We start from the raw sequence: 14720 nt of genomic DNA on the forward strand, positions 1-14720 counted from the left end.
CCGCCCGAGCGCCCGACGGGCGGCGAGGGAACGATGGGCGCCGATGGACGGCGAACGAGACACCGGCGCGGGCACCACCTTCGAGGATCTGGGGCTGCGGCCCGAGCTGCTGGCGGCCCTGACGTCCCTGGGCTACGAGGAACCCACACCGATCCAGCAGGAGGCGGTGCCCCCGCTGGTCGAGGGCCGGGACCTGCTCGGCCAGGCGGCCACCGGCACCGGGAAGACGGCGGCGTTCGCCCTGCCGGTCCTGCAGCGGCTCGCGGCCCACCGCCGCGAGAAAGCCCCCGCCGCGCTGGTGCTGGTGCCCACGCGCGAGCTCGCCGTCCAGGTGTCCGAGGCGCTGCACCGCTACGGGCGGGAGCTCGGCGCGCGGGTGCTGCCGGTCTACGGCGGCGCGCCCATCGGCCGGCAGCTGCGCGCGCTGGAGACTGGTGTCGACGTCGTCGTCGCGACGCCGGGTCGCGCCCTCGACCTGCTGCAGCGCGGCAGTCTGCACCTGGGCGACGTGGCGACCGTCGTGCTCGACGAGGCCGACGAGATGCTCGACATGGGCTTCGCCGAGGACCTCGAGGCGATCCTCGACGAGACGCCCGCCGGCCGGCAGACCGTGCTGTTCTCGGCCACCATGCCCCGCCGGCTGGACAGCCTGGCGCGGCGCCACCTGCGCGACCCGGTGCGGATCACGATCGGTCGCGAGAAGGCCGCCCCGGGGCAGGCACCGCGCGTGCGGCAGACGGCCTACGTCGTCCCGCGCGCGGCCAAGCCCGCGGCGCTGGGCCGGATCCTCGACATCGAGGCGCCGGCGGCCGCCATCGTCTTCTGCCGCACGCGCGAGGAGGTCGACACCCTCACCGAGACACTCAACGGGCGGGGCTACCGGGCCGAGGCACTGCACGGCGGGATGAGTCAGGAGCAGCGCGACCGCGTCATGGGCCGCCTGCGCGGTGGGACGGCGGACCTCCTGGTCGCCACCGACGTCGCCGCGCGCGGCCTGGACATCGAGCAGCTCACCCACGTAGTCAACTACGACGTCCCGTCGGCGCCCGAGTCCTACGTGCACCGGATCGGCCGCGTCGGGCGGGCCGGCCGCGAGGGGGTCGCGGTGACCCTCGCCGAGCCGCGCGAGCACCGGATGCTCAAGACAATCGAGAAGGTCGCCGGCGCCCCGATCACCATCGAGCAGGTGCCCACGGTCGCCGACCTGCGCACCCGCCGGCTCGACCTGACCCGCGCCGCCCTGCGGGAGAGCCTCCTCACCGACGATCTCGACCGGTTCCGGGTGGTCGTCGAGACGCTCACCGACGAGTTCGACCTCGTCGAGGTCGCCCTCGCCGCCGTCAAGCTCGCGCACGAGGCCGGTGGCGGCACCGACGACGACGAGGAGATCCCGCAGGTCTCCTTCCGGCCGGACAAGCCGGGCGGGAAGCCGGCCGGCCGCGGCGCCGAGCGGCCGGCCCGCGGGCGCGCCGACGGCCCCCGCGCGCGGCTGTTCGTCGGGCTCGGCCGGGAGGCGGGAGTGCGCCCGGGCGACCTGGTCGGAGCGATCACGGGGGAGACCGGGCTGACCGGGCGGGACGTCGGGGCGATCGAGATCCACCAGCGGTTCGCGCTGGTCGAGGTGCCCGAGGGGGCGGCCGACGAGGTGGTCCGGGCGCTGCGCGCGACGATGATCAAGGGCCGGAAGGCGACGATCCGCCGCGACCGCTCCTAGTTCGCCGGGTCCGGCGGAACCGTCGGGGGCACGCTGATCGGGCCGGCCTCGGGCGGACGCGGCCGGTCCTGCGGATGCAGGCGGACGGCGACCAGCGCGACGTCGTCCTCGGGGCGGCCGTCGACCAGCCGGTCGAGCAGCGTGTCCAGCAATTCCTGCAGCGGCCGGTCGGCCAGTTCGACGAGGGTGTCGCGGAGCCGGACGAGGCCGGTGTCGAGGTCGGCGTCCCGGCGCTCGATGAGCCCGTCGGTGTAGAGCAGGACGGTCGAGCCGCGGTCCAGCGTGACCACCGATTCGCGACGCCGGGTGTCGGGGTCGACCCCGAGCAGCAGGTCCCCGGTCCAGGACGCCAGCTCGGCGACGGTGCCGTCGGGATTGATCACCAGCGGGGGGAGGTGGCCCGCGTTGGCCCAGCGCATCCGCGTGACCCCCCGCTCGAGCTCGTCGGGGGTCTGCTCGAAGCGGGCCACGGCGGCGGTCGCCAGGGTGCGCATCTGCAGCGTGGTCATCGACGCGTCGAGCCCGCGCAGCACCTCGGCCGGGGCCGCGTCGCTGTACGTGGCGATGCCGCGCAGCAGCCCGCGCAGCTGGCCCATGGCGGCCGCGGCCTCGGTGTCGTGACCCACCACGTCGCCGATCACGAGCACCGTCGCCCCACCGGGCTGCAGGAACGCGTCGTACCAGTCGCCGCCGACGCGGGCGGCCTCGGCGGCCGGCACGTAGCGGACCACGATCTCGGCGTGGTCGGGCTCCGGTGGCTCGGTCAGCAGGCTGCGCTGCAGCCCCTCGGCCAGCTGCTGCTGGGCGCTGTAGAGGCGGGCGTTGTCCAGTGCCAGCCCGGCCCGGTCGGCGACGTCCTGAGCGGTGGAGAGGTCGGCGGCGTGGGCGACGTTGCCCGGGCCGAAGTAGAGGGTGAGCAGGCCGACCGTGCGGCCCCGCCCGCGCAGCGGCAGCACGGCCGCGGACGCCGGTGCCAGCAGCTGCAGCAGCTCGCGCGCCTCGCCCGGCGCCAGCATGTCGACCAGGGCCGGCAGCTGCTCGTGCACCGCGGCACCCGTCGACAGGGCGCGCACGAGCGGCGAGGTCACGGGTGCCGCGTCGAGCCGGAGCTCGGCGTAGCGCTCGAGGACCGGGCGGGCGTTCGGGTCGGCGTGCCAGGAACCGACGTCGCGCGGACGTCCGTCGGGGTCGATCACGGTGACGATGCAGAAGTCGGCCAGGGCCGGCACGACCAGGCGCGGCAGGTGCGACGTCGCCGTCGTCGCGTCCAGCGTGCCGGCGAGCTCGGCGCTGACCCGGGCGAGCAGGGCCAGCCGCTGGGCGGCGTCCTCGGCCTGTTGCTGCATCCGGCGACGCTCGGTGACCTCGAGGAAGTAGACGGAGAGGCCGTCGGGACTCGGCCAGGCCCGCAGCTCGTACCAGCCGTCCAGCGGCGCGGGGTAGTAGGCGTCGAAGGCGACCGGCTCCCCGGTCCGGGCGGCGGTGCGGTAGCTGTCCTCGAAGATGCTGTTGATCGCCGCGGGCCACTCGTCCCACAGCACCCGGCCGAGCAGGTCCTCGCGGGAGCGACCGAGCAGCCGCTCGGCCTCGGCGTTGACGTGGGTGAAGCGCCAGTCGCGGTCGAGGCTGTAGAAGCCGGCGGGCATGGCCTCCAGCACCCGCGTGACGCGGCCGGCGGCGGCACGGTCGCCGGTGGTGTCGTAGGCGGCGCCCAGGAGCCGGACGGCCTGCCGGTGCGGGCCGGGCAGGGCCCGCCCCCGGGCGTGGACCCAGCGGATCTCGCCGTCCGGCCGGACCACGCGGTACTCGGCCTCGTACTCCCCGCAGGTGGCGATGCAGTTCTGCAGCGCCTCGCCGACGCGCGCGAGATCGTCCGGGTGCAGCCGGGCGTTGAACGCCTCGATGCTCTGGTCGAAGTCCTCTGCGGCGTAGCCGAACATCGCGATCAGCTGGTCGTCCCAGGTCAACCGCCCGGTGACCAGGTCCCAGTCGAAGGCGCCGATACCGGCGGAGTCGATCGCCAGCTGCCAGCGCAGCCGGTCGCCCTCGTACTGCCGCCGCAGGGCGGTGTGCTCGAGCTCGGTGACGACGGCGTCGGCGAGCTCGACCAGGGTGGCGATGTCGGAGTCCGACCAGCCGCGGGGCTCCGGTCCGAACACGCACAGGGCGCCGATGACCTGCCCGTCGCGGCCGGTCAGCGGCAGGCCCAGGTAGGCGCCGACCTGACCCGAGGTGACCGGGGGGAGGCCCTGTACCCGGCGGTCGGTGCGGGCGTCCCCGACGACGAGCGGTCCGCTGTCGGCCGCCGCCACGGTGCACAACGACTCCGCGAGCGGCGACTCGCTCCCCACGGCGCCGGCCGGGAGTCCCGCGCCGCCGGCGACGAACTGGACGTCGGTGAGCAACGAGATCTGGCCCGAGGGCGCCCCGAGCAGGCGCGCGGCGAGCGTGGCCAGCCGATCCAGTCCCGTGCTCGCGTCCCCCGGAGCCGAGCGGTACTGGTCGACCGTGCGGTTCGCGGTCTCGTCCACCGATGCCCTTCTGGCCGGCGTACGAGAGCCGGCATGCCCGAACCGTCGGGCCGCATGGTTCGAGCCCCCGCGACCAGTTATGTCACGTCGCGTCGGTTGCGCGCAACCAACCAGCTGTGATGTGCGCTCCGGCTCACGCCTCGGCGGTGGGGACGACCAGCGTGAGCGCCGTGCCGCCGTCATGTTCCACGTGCAACCCCGCGCGCCTCAGCAGCCTCCGGAGCCCCACGACGTCGCCCGGCTCGGCGGTCGAGGCGGCCAGCAGCCGGGCCACGCGGCCCTTGTGCGCCTTGTTGAAGTGGCTCACCACCGAGCGGGTCCCGTCGGGGCGCTCGCTGAGCACCTGCAGGGTGACCGCGCCGGGTACGGGGGCCAGGGCCGCGTACGAGCCGCTGCGCAGGTCGACCACGAGGCCGTCGACGGCGGCGAGCACGGGGGAGAGCGCCGGCTTCCACAGCGCGCGCAGGGTCGGCTGGCCGGGCAGCGTCGAGCCCGCGGAGAGCCGGTAGGCCGGGACGAGGTCGGCGCCGCCGACCACGCCGAACAGTGCGGACCCGACGGCCAGCCGGCGGTCGGCACGGGCGCGCTGCGCCCGCGTCAAAGAGCGGACGTCGAGGGCGTCGTAGAGGACGCCGGTGTACCGCTGCAGCGCGGGCAGGGTGGGGCTGGTCCACAGCGCGGCGTTGCGCTCGATCTCGTCGTCCTGCTTCGGGGACAGCGCGAGGGCGGCGCGGGAGGCGGGGACGTCGTCGGCGAGTTTGACCAGCGCCTCGACCAGCTCGGTGCGCACCGGGGTGAGCTCCGGGGCGGTCAGGGAGGAGAGGTCGACCGGGGGGCCGTCGCCACCGGGGTGCTTGGTCTCCGACGGCGGCAGCAGGACGAGCACGGGACGCCAGGCTACGTGACCGCGCCGTCACACCCGGCTCAGCGACCCCGTGTCCGCGCGTCCTCGCCTCCCCCCGACGGATGACCTCCGAGAATTCCCGTCTGCCTCTCAACCCCGCCGTCCCCGACGAGCGTGTCTAGAGGGTGGAAGCGTGCCCGCCCGGGCCGCCGATGAGGGGGAGCTGCGGTGGGCAGGGAGTTCGACGACGAGTTCGCCGAGTTCGTCACACAATCGTCGCCCGCATTGCTGCGGGTCGCGTTCCTGTTGACGTCGGACCGAGGCGAGGCCGAGGACCTGCTGCAGACGGCGCTGTTGAACACGTCGCGGCACTGGGGCCGGCTGAACGACCGCGCGGCGGCGTACGCCTACGTGCGCCGGGTGCTGGTCACCACGCACACCAGCTGGCGTCGCCGGCGGCGGGTGCACGAGGTGCTGCTGGACCAGCTCCCCGAGCACTCGGTCGGCGAGTCGACCTCGATCGATGTCGGCCGTGCGCTCCAGGCGCTGGAGCAGTTGCCGCCGCGGATGCGCGCCGTCGTGGTGCTGCGCTGCTACGAGGGCCTCACCGAGGCCGAGACCGCCGACGTCCTCGGGTGCTCGCTCGGCTCGGTGAAGAGCCAGGCGTCCCGTGGCCTGGCGCGACTGCGCGACCTGCTCGACCAGCCCAGCGCGACGAGCCTCGCCACGGAGGGAGCACGATGAACGACCAGGACCTGCGCACCGCCCTGCACCGCGACGCCGAACTGGTCGGCGCGCCCTCCCCCGACCTGCTGGACCAGCTCGTGCAGCGCCGTCAGCACCAGCGCCGTCAGCGGGCGGGGATCGTCTCCGCCGTCGCGGCCGTGGTCGTCATCGCCGCCGGCATCCCGGTCGGCTCGTCGCTGCTCGCCCGCTCGGACGGCGGCCCGGCCGGCCCGACGACGGTGGAGGTCACGCCATCCGTCACGCCTGAGGTCACTCCGACGCCGGCCGTGACCCCCGCGCCGACACCGGAGGCGACTCCGACCCCGACCCCGCAGGCGACTCCGACCCCGACCTCGACTGCGGCCTCGAGGACGAACCCGCCGTCCCCGTACTGGGCCCGGACGGCCTCGGCTCGCTGAAGCTCGGCATGAACCGGGACCAGGCAGAGACCACGGGCCTGGTCGAGCCGTTCCGGAACGAGCCGAACAGCGACCAGTGCCTCTGGCGTTCTGCGCTGGCGGGTGCGCCCGCCGGCGAGGCGATCGTCCTGCACTCCGAGACCCTCGGCGTTGCGACCATCGATGCATACGCGGGTGTCCAGACGCCCGAGGGCATCGCCATCGGCAGTTCGCTCGCCGCTGTGGAGCGGGCATATCCGGACTTCGAGCTGAACGGCGCGACCGGGCGCGGCTATGCCCGCGTGCCCGGGAACAGCCAGGCCGTGTACCGCCTTGCCTTCGCCGACGCGACGGTCGTCGAACTGACCCTGCAGTACGAGAACCAGAACTGCTACGAGTAGCGCCCGACCGTTCTGGACACGGGACGTCGGCGGCCCCCACCCACCCGGGTGCGGGGCCGTTCGGCGTCCGGAGCTAGTCGGCCAGCTCGACGATCACCGGGGCGTGGTCGCTGGCGCCCTTGCCCTTGCGCTCCTCGCGGTCGATCAGGGCGCGGGAGGCCCGGGCGGCGAGGGCGGGGGAGCCCAGGATGAAGTCGATCCGCATGCCCTCGCGCCGCGGGAAGCGGAGCCGGACGTAGTCCCAGTAGGTGTAGACGCCCGGCCCCGGCGCGAAGGGCCGCACCACGTCGGCGAACCCGGCGTCCACGATCGCGCGGAACGCGGCCCGCTCCGGTGCCGACACGTGGGTGGAGTGGGCGAACGCGCTCATGTCCCACACGTCGTCGTCCTGTGGCGCGATGTTCCAGTCGCCGACGAGGGCGACCTGGGCCTCCGGGTCCTTGGCCAGCCAGTCGCCGGCCGTCGCCCGCAGGGCGGCCAGCCACTCCAGCTTGTAGGTGTAGTGCGGATCGGTCAGCGTGCGCCCGTTGGGCACGTAGAGGCTCCACACCCGGACGCCGCCGCAGGTGGCGCCCAGGGCCCGGGCCTCGGTCTGCTGATCAGCCACACCCGCCCCACCTCCCGACCAGCAGGGCTGCCCCGGGAAGTCGATCTCGACGTCTTCGAGGCCGACCCGGGACAGGATCGCGACGCCGTTCCACTGCGAGTGGCCGACGTGGGCCACCTCGTAGCCGAGCGCGTCGAACATCATCTCCGGGAACTGGTCGTCCCGGCACTTGGTCTCCTGCAGGGCCAGCACGTCGACGTCGTGGCGCTGGAGGAAGGCCGCCACCCGGTCGGCTCGGCTGCGGATCGAGTTGACGTTCCAGGTCGCCAGACGCATGAGGACATCGTGTCCTGTCGTGCCGAGTGGGGGCCCGGAGGGTCTCCGCGCAGGCGCGACGCAGCGGCTCAGCGCGTCAGGGGGACGGCACCTGGTCGCGGTGTCGGCCGGAGGCCGACGATGTGAGTCGGGCGCGCATCCTTTCGCGGCTCTCCACGAACTTCGTGGCCTGGGCGTCGAGACCGACGAGGAAGGCGGCCAGTTCCTCGCGCGCCTGCTCCCCTGCCGGACCGAAGTCGGTCCGCTCGAACACCCGCCACTTGCGCAGGATCGGCGCGACCACCTCGTCGTGGTGCAGCCGCAGGTCGTAGATGCCGGCCTTCGCGATCAGCATCGAGTTCTTGCGGAAGCCCGCCATGTTCGCGCCGGGCATCTGGAAGTTGATGACCTCGTTCGCCACCGCCCGCATGGTCTCGTCGGGGTCGATGTCGAAGGCCGCGTCGACGAGGTTGCGGTAGAAGACCATGTGCAGGTTCTCGTCGGTCGCGATGCGGGCCAGCAGCTTGTCGGCGATCGGGTCGCCGGTGGCGCGGCCGGTGTTGCGGTGCGAGACGCGGGTGGCCAGCTCCTGGAACGACACGTAGGCGACCGCCTCGAGCGCGGTCTTGTCGCCGGAGTCGTAGCCGGTGGTCATGTAGTCCATCCGGGCCCGCTCCAGCTCGACGGGGTCGACGCCGCGGGTGACGACGAGGTAGTCGCGCAGCGCGATGCCGTGCCGGTTCTCCTCGGCCGTCCACCGGCCCACCCAGGTGCCCCAGGCGCCGTCGCGGCCGAAGCGGGTGGCGATCTCGCGGTGGTAGCTGGGCAGGTTGTCCTCGGTGAGCAGGTTCGTGATCATCGCGGCCTTGGCCGTCTCGTCGAGGCGCGACTGCTCGGGCGCCCAGTCCTCACCGCCGAGGAACGCGAAGTCGCGCCCCTCCGACCAGGGGACGTAGTCGTGCGGGTGCCATTCCCGGGCCAGGCCCAGGTGCCGGTCGAGGTTGGCCGCCACCACCGGCTCCAACTCGATCAGGACGGCGCTCTGCGGGTTGGTCCGGGACATGACGACCTCCGGGATTCTCGACCTACGGCTTCGTAACCTACGCCCCCGTAACCGACGACAGTGACACTGTCAGAGTGCCCCGGACGGTGCGTGATCACCCGTCGACCCGAGGTCGTCCCGGGAGCTGCGGAGTGACCCCGCTCCCACCCCGGGGGGCGAACGGCGGGCGGCTCCACAGGAATCGGTGCGATCATGGCCGGATGACCGGGGAGTACCGAGCGACGGCCGCCGGGTGAGCGCCCGCCCCGCCGCACAGCCGACCGACGGCGCGACCCCTCTCCCGCGGAGCATCTCCCCGCGTCGCGGACGTCGCAGGGCCTCCTCGCTCGGCGCCGCGCTCGGCCTGACGGTGCTCGGTGCCGTGGTCCCGGGGTCGGCGTTCCTCGCCGCCGGGCGGCGCGTGCTCGGCGGGGTCACGCTGGCGGCCTTCCTCCTGCTGCTCGCCGGGGGAGCCTGGCTGGCGACCGGGGGACGGCGGACCGCCGTCCGCACGCTGGTCGACACCGGCTCGCTGATGTGGGTGGTCGTCGGCCTCGGCGTCCTCGCGCTGCTCTGGGCCGTGGTGGTCGTCGCCGGCTACCGGATGCTGCGGCCGGCGCGGATGTCCGGCGGGCGTGCGCTGGTCGGCGGTCTCGTCGTGGCCGCCGTCGTGGTGGCCGGGGTGGCGCCGGCTGCGTACGCGGGCCGGCTGGTGCTGGTGCAGCGCGACCTCATCGCCGGCGTCTTCGACGACGGGGAGTCGGCGACCGTCGTCGACACCCCGGACCCCTTCGGCGACCAGGAGCGGGTGAACGTCCTGCTGCTGGGCGGCGACGGCGGCGAGGGGCGCGACGGCGTCCGCACCGACACCGTCATCGTCGCCAGCATCTCCACCGAGACCGGTGAGACGACGCTGTTCAGCCTGCCCCGCAACCTGGAGGAGCTGCCCTTCCCGGAGGACAGCCCCCTGTCGGAGGTCTACCCGGACGGGTTCTGGGCCGGGACCGAGAGCGAGAGCCTGCTCAACGCCGTGTACCGCAACGGCCCGGCGGAGTACCCCGACATCCTCGGCCCGACCGACGACCCGGGCGCCGATTTCCTGAAGCTCGGCGTCGGCGAGGCCCTGGGCCTGACGATCGACTACTTCGTGCTGGTCAACCTCGACGGCTTCAGCCAGCTGGTCGACGCGCTGGGCGGCATCACGGTGAACGTCAACTACTGGGTGCCGGTCGGCGGCGATCCGGGCACCGGTGCACTGCCCGACGCCTACATCCGGCCCGGCCGCGACGTGGAGATGGACGGCCCGACCGCGCTCGCCTTCGCCCGCGGCCGCTTCGGGCTGACCGACTACGACCGCATGGCCCGCCAGCGGTGCACGATCAACGCGATCATCGACGCCGGCGACCCGGTCACGCTGCTCGCCCAGTACCAGGAGCTGGCGGCGACGACGCAGGACATCGTGAGCACCGACATCCCGCAGGGCGCCCTCGACGACTTCGTCGACCTGGCGTTCCTGGTGAAGGACGCCGGGGTCCGCAGCGTGGTGTTCGACGCGAACCTGATCGATCCGGCCTACCCGGACTACGACGAGATCCGGCAGATCGTCGAGGACGCGCTCGCGGCGCCCACCCCGGCCGAGCAGGAGCCCGACACCACCGCCCCGTCGACGCCCGCGCCCAGCTCCCCCAGCGAGGAGCCGGCCGAGCCGACGCAGGCGGAGGAGAACCCGCTGACCGACGTCGGCGACGCGTGCGCCTACGACCCGGAGCAGGCCCAGGAGGCCCTCGACCAGGGCCAGCCGCCGACCCGCAACGGCTGACTCCGCTCACCCCGTGGTGAGGTCGCGCTGCCGGAAGCCGACGAAGCCGACTGCCAGCAGCGTGAGGACGGCGGCGCCCAGGCCCACCGCCGGCGCGAGCGTCCAGCCGTCGATCGGGGCCGACGGGGTCCAGCCGATGGGCGAGGCGTCGTCGACCCAGTCGGGCCAGTCCAGCGCCCGGGCGAACATCGCGACGATCACGACGTAGGCGACGACGGCCCAGGCGCCGGCGACCGCCGCCCGCGGGGCGAGGCCGATGAGGGCGACGGCGACCGCCGCGACCGCCCACACGGCCGGCGCGTAGGTCAGGGCCGCGTCGAACAACCGGCCGAACTCGTCGGCGTCCCCGGTGGCCGCGACCCGCATGGCGGCCGTCGTCGCGCCGGAGGCCGCGAGCAGCAGGAAGGACCCGAGCAGGGCGATCACCACGTGGCTGGCCAACCACGTGGCCCGGCCGGTCGCCGTTGCCAGCACCGGATCGGCTCTTCCGGCGGCCTCCTCGGTCCGCGCGCGCAGCACGGAGGACACCCCGTAGGCGGCCGCCAGCAGCGCGTTGATCGAGAACGTGGTGGCCAGGTACCCCTCGACCAGGCCTGCGGAGGTGATCTCGGGGAAGAACGCGGTGGCCTCCTCGTTGTCGGCCAGCAACGTCTCGACCGACTCCGCCAGACCCCCGTAGACCAGGCCGAGCAGGGCGAGGCTGACCGTCCAGCCGATGAGCGACCCGCGCTGCAGCCGCAGCGCCAGCCCGATCGGGGAGCTCAGCCCCCGGCTCGCGTGCGGTGCGCCGGGGCGGTCGGCGAGCATGCCCGAGCCGAGGTCGCGGTGGTCGAGCAGGGCCACCGCGACAGCGACGAGCGCCACGGTCCCCGCCGCGCACAGCAGCAGCGGGGCCCAGCGGTCGTCGGAGAACGGGTGCACGGCCTGCGCCCAGCCGATCGGCGACGTCCAGACCAGCAAGTTGCCGTTGATGTCACCGACCGCGCGCAGCACGAAGAAGACGCCGAAGAGCAGCCCGACGATGCCGTACGTCGCACGGGCGGTGGACGTGACCTGCGCGACGACGGCGGTGATGCCGGTGAACACCAGTCCCCCGGCCCCGATCGAGGCCCCGAGCATGAACGACCCCGCCGCGGGCAGGCCGGTCGCCGTCGCCCACAGGCCGGTGGCGAGCGCCAGGGCGACGCAGGCCAGGGCCGCGACGATCACCGCCGCGAGCAGCGGCGCATGCCGCCCGACGCGGGCGGAGCGGACCAGCTCGGTGCGCCCGGCCTCCTCGTCGGCGCGGGTGTGCCGCCCGACGGTGAACATCGCCATCAGCGCGGCGATCAGGATGACGAACGCCGAGATCTCGAAGGCCACCGCGCCGGCCACGGTGTCCAGGCCGACCGGCGGGCCGGCCAGGGCGATCGTGGCCGCGTTGCTGCCGACGGAGGCGCGGTAGGCCGCCAGGGCCTGCGGGGTGTCGTAGAACGTCTGGCTGCCCAGGGACTGGAAGGCGACCATCGCCGCGCCCGTCAGGATCCAGACCGGCAGGCGGATGCGGTCGCGACGCAGCGCGAACCGGACCAGCGTGCCCGTGCCGGCCAGCGCCAGCCCGCGGGGTGTCGTCGTCGGCGGCGCCGCCGCGCGCTCCGCGACGGTGGTCATGACTGCGGGGCTCCGGCCGGCACGGCCTCGCCGCCGGTGACCTCGGGCGGCAGCTCGTCGCCGTAGTGCCGGAGGAAGAGCTCCTCCAGCGTGGGGGGCGCGCTGGACAGCGAGCGGATGCCGAACGTCGTCAGGTGCCGGACGGCGCCGTCGAGGTGGTCGCTGTCGACGTCGAAGTGGACCCGGTGGTTCTCGGACAGCACGTCGTACACGCCCGGGAGGCTCCCGAGCCCGGTCACCGGGCGGTCGGTGTCGGCCGTGATCGAGGTCCGGGTGAGGTGGCGCAGCTCGGTGAGCGTGCCGCTCTGCACCGTGCGGCCGTGGCGGATGATGCTGATCTGGTCGCACAGGGCCTCGGCCTCGGCGAGGATGTGGCTGGACAGCAGCACCGTGCGGCCCTGGGCCCGCGCCTCCCGGATGTAGTCCTGGAAGACGGCCTCCATGAGCGGGTCGAGCCCCGAGGTCGGTTCGTCGAGGATCAGCAGCTCCGCGTCGGAGGACAGCGCGGCGACCAGCGCGACCTTCTGCCGGTTCCCCTTCGAGTAGCTGCGGGCCTTCTTGCGCGGGTCGAGGTCGAAGCGCTCGAGCAACTCCTCGCGCCGCGCCCTGTTGAGCCCGCCCTGGAGCCGGCCGAGGAGGTCGATGGCCTCCCCGCCGGTGATCTGCGGCCAGAGGGTCACGTCGCCGGGCACGTAGGCCACCCGGCGGTGCAGGGCGACGGCGTCGCGCCAGGGGTCGCCGCCGAGCAGCGAGACGGCGCCCGAGTCGGCGCGCAGCAGGCCCAGGAGCACCCGGATGGTGGTCGACTTGCCCGAACCGTTCGGCCCGAGGAAGCCGTGCACCTCACCGGTGGTCACCTCCAGGTCGAGGCCGTCGAGGGCGCGCGTGGCGCCGAAGGTCTTGACCAGCCCCGCCACGGAGATCGCCGTGCTCATGTGCGCAGGGTAGGGCCGGCTCCGGCCTCGTTGTCGAGGCCGAAAGACCTGCAAAGACCTACGAGGCGGTCACATCGCGGCGATCTGGATCAGGTTGCCGCAGGTGTCGTCGAGGACGGCGGTGGTCACCGGCCCCATCTCCGTCGGCGGCTGGGTGAACGTGACGCCGAGGGCGGTCAGCCGCTCGTACTCCTTCTGCACGTCGTCGACCGCGAAGGACGTGAACGGGATGCCGTCGGCGACCAGCGCCTCCTTGAAGGGTCGGGCGGCCGGGTGCTCATCGGGCTCGAGGACCAGCTCGACGCCGTCGGGCTGCTCGGGGGAGACGACGGTGAGCCACCGGTGCTCGCCCAGCGGGACCTCGGTCTTCTTCACGAAGCCGAGCACGTCGGTGTAGAAGCGCAGCGCCTTCTCCTGGTCGTCGACGAGGACGCTGGCGAGGTTGATCCGCATGGCCGTTCCTTTCAGGACTGGATCCGCCACCGGTCGGTGATGGCTGTGAGCGGCGACGTGTCGAGGTCGTGGAACTTGTAGCGGCCCTCGCGGCGGGTGCGCACCAGACCGGCCGCCTCGAGGACGTCCAGGTGCTGCGAGACGGCCTGCCGTGACGAGCTGAGCCCGTGCTTGCTGACCAGCCGGTTGATCAGCTCGAACAGCGTCTGGCCGTTCCGCTCCTGGAGTTCGTCGAGGATGGCCCGCCGGGTCGGGTCCGCGAGGGCCTTGAACACGTCGCCCACGACGGACACCATAGGCAAGCAGACACTTGCCTGTCCAGAGGTCAGCCGAGCCGGACGTCGTCCAGCGTCTCCAGCTCCACCCAGCCGCCGGCGACCTGGCCGGGCTCCGGTGGGGTCTCCATCGGTGCCACGGGGGCCGGCAGCCGGTCGACGGCGATCAGCTGGTCGAGCCGGAGGCCCGCCATCGTGGCGATGTCGGCGATCGGCACCTGGAACGTGCGGTACTCGCCCAGCGGCGGGGGCTGGCCGGTCGCCTCGGCCTCCGCGAAGGCTGCCGTGAGGTCGGGCAGCTGCGGGGACTGGTCGAGCAGGTAGCCGGTGGCGGCCAGGGCGCCGTCCTGCACGAACGCGACCACCTTCCAGAACCGCAGCGGCACCTGGATGCCGCGGTAGGGCGGATCGGCGGGATCGAGCACCGGGCCGGCGAACACGATCAGCTTCCGGTCGAAATCGCCGGCATGGTCCATCACGTACTCCTCGAGGCCCAGCCAGAGCTTCTTGCCCTGGTTGAACTTCGCTGCCTGCGGCGCGGCGTTCGTGAAGAAGAACGTGTCGATGCTCGCCCGTCGCGCCTCCTCCTCCGTCGCGCCCCAGGTGGAGGACGCCCGCATCACGAGGTGACCGCGGTCGAGGTCGTTGCGGCTGTACACCGGCGGCCCGGCCTGCAGCTCGGCGGCGATCCGCGGGTCGAGCTCCCAGTCGTCGGCGCGCTCGATCGAGGTCAGCAGTGCGCCGTCCATGTCCAGCGCCGTCAGGGCGGCGAAGCGCCGGTCCGGACGGAACAGGACGCTGTAGTGCAGGTAGGGGAGCAGCACGGTCGGGAGGTCCGCCGCCAGGGCGGGCACGGGGACGTCGATGCCGAGGAAGGTCGGATCGAAACCGGTGCGGTCGTCGAGATCCTGCACCGACATGCTCAGCGGGGCGGACAGGTCTGTCATGGGTTGCTCCTATGTCAAGCCGCCTGCGGCAGGGAGGCCGCGGCGGTCTGGTCGGTGGGTCGGAGGAGGTTGAAGACGATGCGGGCGAGGCGTCGTTTGAGGGCGCGCAAGGCCTCCATCGTG

General features: G+C 73.5%; 14 protein-coding genes. 5 read left to right on the forward strand and 9 right to left on the reverse strand.

The window, feature by feature from the left end; genetic code table 11:
* The first annotated feature begins 43 nt into the window (after positions 1 to 43).
* A complete protein-coding gene (locus ABD644_RS22230; RefSeq protein WP_344691471.1) occupies positions 44 to 1714 on the forward strand; it encodes a DEAD/DEAH box helicase in 1671 nt (556 codons plus the stop codon).
* Here ABD644_RS22230 and ABD644_RS22235 read toward each other — a convergent pair.
* Both ABD644_RS22235 and yaaA read right to left on the reverse strand, forming a co-directional pair.
* Positions 1711 to 4245: a SpoIIE family protein phosphatase gene (locus ABD644_RS22235; RefSeq protein WP_344691473.1), complete on the reverse strand. Its 2535-nt coding sequence runs from the start codon at positions 4243 to 4245 to the stop codon at positions 1711 to 1713. The two genes, ABD644_RS22230 and ABD644_RS22235, sit on opposite strands and share 4 nt — an antisense overlap.
* A 133-nt stretch (positions 4246 to 4378) precedes the next feature.
* Complete coding sequence (gene yaaA, locus ABD644_RS22240) at positions 4379 to 5131, reverse strand: peroxide stress protein YaaA (RefSeq protein ID WP_344691475.1); 753 nt, start codon at positions 5129 to 5131, stop codon at positions 4379 to 4381.
* A gap of 186 nt (positions 5132 to 5317) precedes the next feature.
* Between yaaA and ABD644_RS22245 the strand changes: the two genes are divergently transcribed.
* The 3 genes from ABD644_RS22245 to ABD644_RS22255 are packed head-to-tail and all read left to right on the forward strand — an operon-like array spanning position 5318 to position 6614.
* A complete protein-coding gene (locus tag ABD644_RS22245) occupies positions 5318 to 5833 on the forward strand; it encodes a SigE family RNA polymerase sigma factor (RefSeq protein WP_344691478.1) in 516 nt (171 codons plus the stop codon).
* The gene (locus tag ABD644_RS22250) at positions 5830 to 6234 is read left to right on the forward strand and encodes a hypothetical protein (RefSeq protein WP_344691480.1); all 405 of its coding nucleotides are present in this window, start codon (positions 5830 to 5832) and stop codon (positions 6232 to 6234) included. Before ABD644_RS22245 ends, ABD644_RS22250 begins: the two co-directional genes overlap by 4 nt.
* 8 nt (positions 6235 to 6242) lie before the next feature.
* Positions 6243 to 6614, forward strand: coding sequence for a hypothetical protein (locus ABD644_RS22255; RefSeq protein WP_344691482.1), 372 nt, complete (start codon positions 6243 to 6245; stop codon positions 6612 to 6614).
* Between the two features lie 73 nt (positions 6615 to 6687).
* Here the strand turns inward: ABD644_RS22255 and ABD644_RS22260 are convergent, their stop codons facing one another.
* Together ABD644_RS22260 and ABD644_RS22265 are read right to left on the reverse strand one after the other, a co-directional pair.
* Positions 6688 to 7497: an exodeoxyribonuclease III gene (locus ABD644_RS22260; RefSeq protein ID WP_344691484.1), complete on the reverse strand. Its 810-nt coding sequence runs from the start codon at positions 7495 to 7497 to the stop codon at positions 6688 to 6690.
* A gap of 76 nt (positions 7498 to 7573) precedes the next feature.
* On the reverse strand, positions 7574 to 8539 hold the full coding sequence (locus ABD644_RS22265) for an acyl-ACP desaturase (RefSeq protein WP_344691486.1): 966 nt from the start codon (positions 8537 to 8539) through the stop codon (positions 7574 to 7576).
* A 232-nt stretch (positions 8540 to 8771) separates the two neighbouring features.
* Between ABD644_RS22265 and ABD644_RS22270 the strand changes: the two genes are divergently transcribed.
* On the forward strand, positions 8772 to 10337 hold the full coding sequence (locus tag ABD644_RS22270; protein WP_344691488.1) for an LCP family protein: 1566 nt from the start codon (positions 8772 to 8774) through the stop codon (positions 10335 to 10337).
* Positions 10338 to 10343: 6 nt separating this feature from the next.
* On the opposite strand, the gene ABD644_RS22275 is transcribed toward ABD644_RS22270, so the two are convergent.
* From ABD644_RS22275 to ABD644_RS22295, 5 genes are all read right to left on the reverse strand, one after another.
* Positions 10344 to 11987, reverse strand: coding sequence for an ABC transporter permease (locus ABD644_RS22275; protein ID WP_344691490.1), 1644 nt, complete (start codon positions 11985 to 11987; stop codon positions 10344 to 10346).
* A complete protein-coding gene (locus ABD644_RS22280) occupies positions 11984 to 12922 on the reverse strand; it encodes an ABC transporter ATP-binding protein (RefSeq protein WP_344691492.1) in 939 nt (312 codons plus the stop codon). The genes ABD644_RS22275 and ABD644_RS22280 overlap by 4 nt, the downstream gene beginning before the upstream one ends.
* Positions 12923 to 12991: 69 nt before the next feature.
* Positions 12992 to 13375 carry a VOC family protein gene (locus tag ABD644_RS22285; RefSeq protein ID WP_344691494.1) on the reverse strand — a complete coding sequence of 128 codons (384 nt, stop codon included), beginning with the start codon at positions 13373 to 13375 and terminating at the stop codon, positions 12992 to 12994.
* A gap of 11 nt (positions 13376 to 13386) precedes the next feature.
* Positions 13387 to 13659, reverse strand: a complete 273-nt coding sequence (locus tag ABD644_RS22290; protein WP_344691496.1) for an ArsR/SmtB family transcription factor — start codon at positions 13657 to 13659, stop codon at positions 13387 to 13389.
* Positions 13660 to 13700: 41 nt separating this feature from the next.
* Entirely contained in the window at positions 13701 to 14597 is an 897-nt protein-coding gene (locus ABD644_RS22295) for a DNA/RNA non-specific endonuclease (protein ID WP_344691498.1), read from the reverse strand.
* Positions 14598 to 14720 lie beyond the last annotated feature (123 nt).

Source organism: Blastococcus jejuensis (assembly GCF_039534705.1).
GTDB lineage: Bacteria > Actinomycetota > Actinomycetes > Mycobacteriales > Geodermatophilaceae > Blastococcus_B > Blastococcus_B jejuensis.

Excerpts from the sequence above, each read along its gene's own strand:
- ABD644_RS22230 (WP_344691471.1), top strand. The coding sequence starts at position 44 with ATGGACGGCGAACGAGACACCGGCGCGGGCACCACCTTCGAGGATCTG.
- ABD644_RS22250 (WP_344691480.1), top strand. The coding sequence starts at position 5,830 with ATGAACGACCAGGACCTGCGCACCGCCCTGCACCGCGACGCCGAACTG.
- ABD644_RS22255 (WP_344691482.1), top strand. The coding sequence starts at position 6,243 with ATGAACCGGGACCAGGCAGAGACCACGGGCCTGGTCGAGCCGTTCCGG.
- ABD644_RS22260 (WP_344691484.1), bottom strand. The coding sequence starts at position 7,497 with ATGCGTCTGGCGACCTGGAACGTCAACTCGATCCGCAGCCGAGCCGAC.
- ABD644_RS22265 (WP_344691486.1), bottom strand. The coding sequence starts at position 8,539 with ATGTCCCGGACCAACCCGCAGAGCGCCGTCCTGATCGAGTTGGAGCCG.
- ABD644_RS22275 (WP_344691490.1), bottom strand. The coding sequence starts at position 11,987 with ATGACCACCGTCGCGGAGCGCGCGGCGGCGCCGCCGACGACGACACCC.
- ABD644_RS22280 (WP_344691492.1), bottom strand. The coding sequence starts at position 12,922 with ATGAGCACGGCGATCTCCGTGGCGGGGCTGGTCAAGACCTTCGGCGCC.
- ABD644_RS22285 (WP_344691494.1), bottom strand. The coding sequence starts at position 13,375 with ATGCGGATCAACCTCGCCAGCGTCCTCGTCGACGACCAGGAGAAGGCG.
- ABD644_RS22295 (WP_344691498.1), bottom strand. The coding sequence starts at position 14,597 with ATGACAGACCTGTCCGCCCCGCTGAGCATGTCGGTGCAGGATCTCGAC.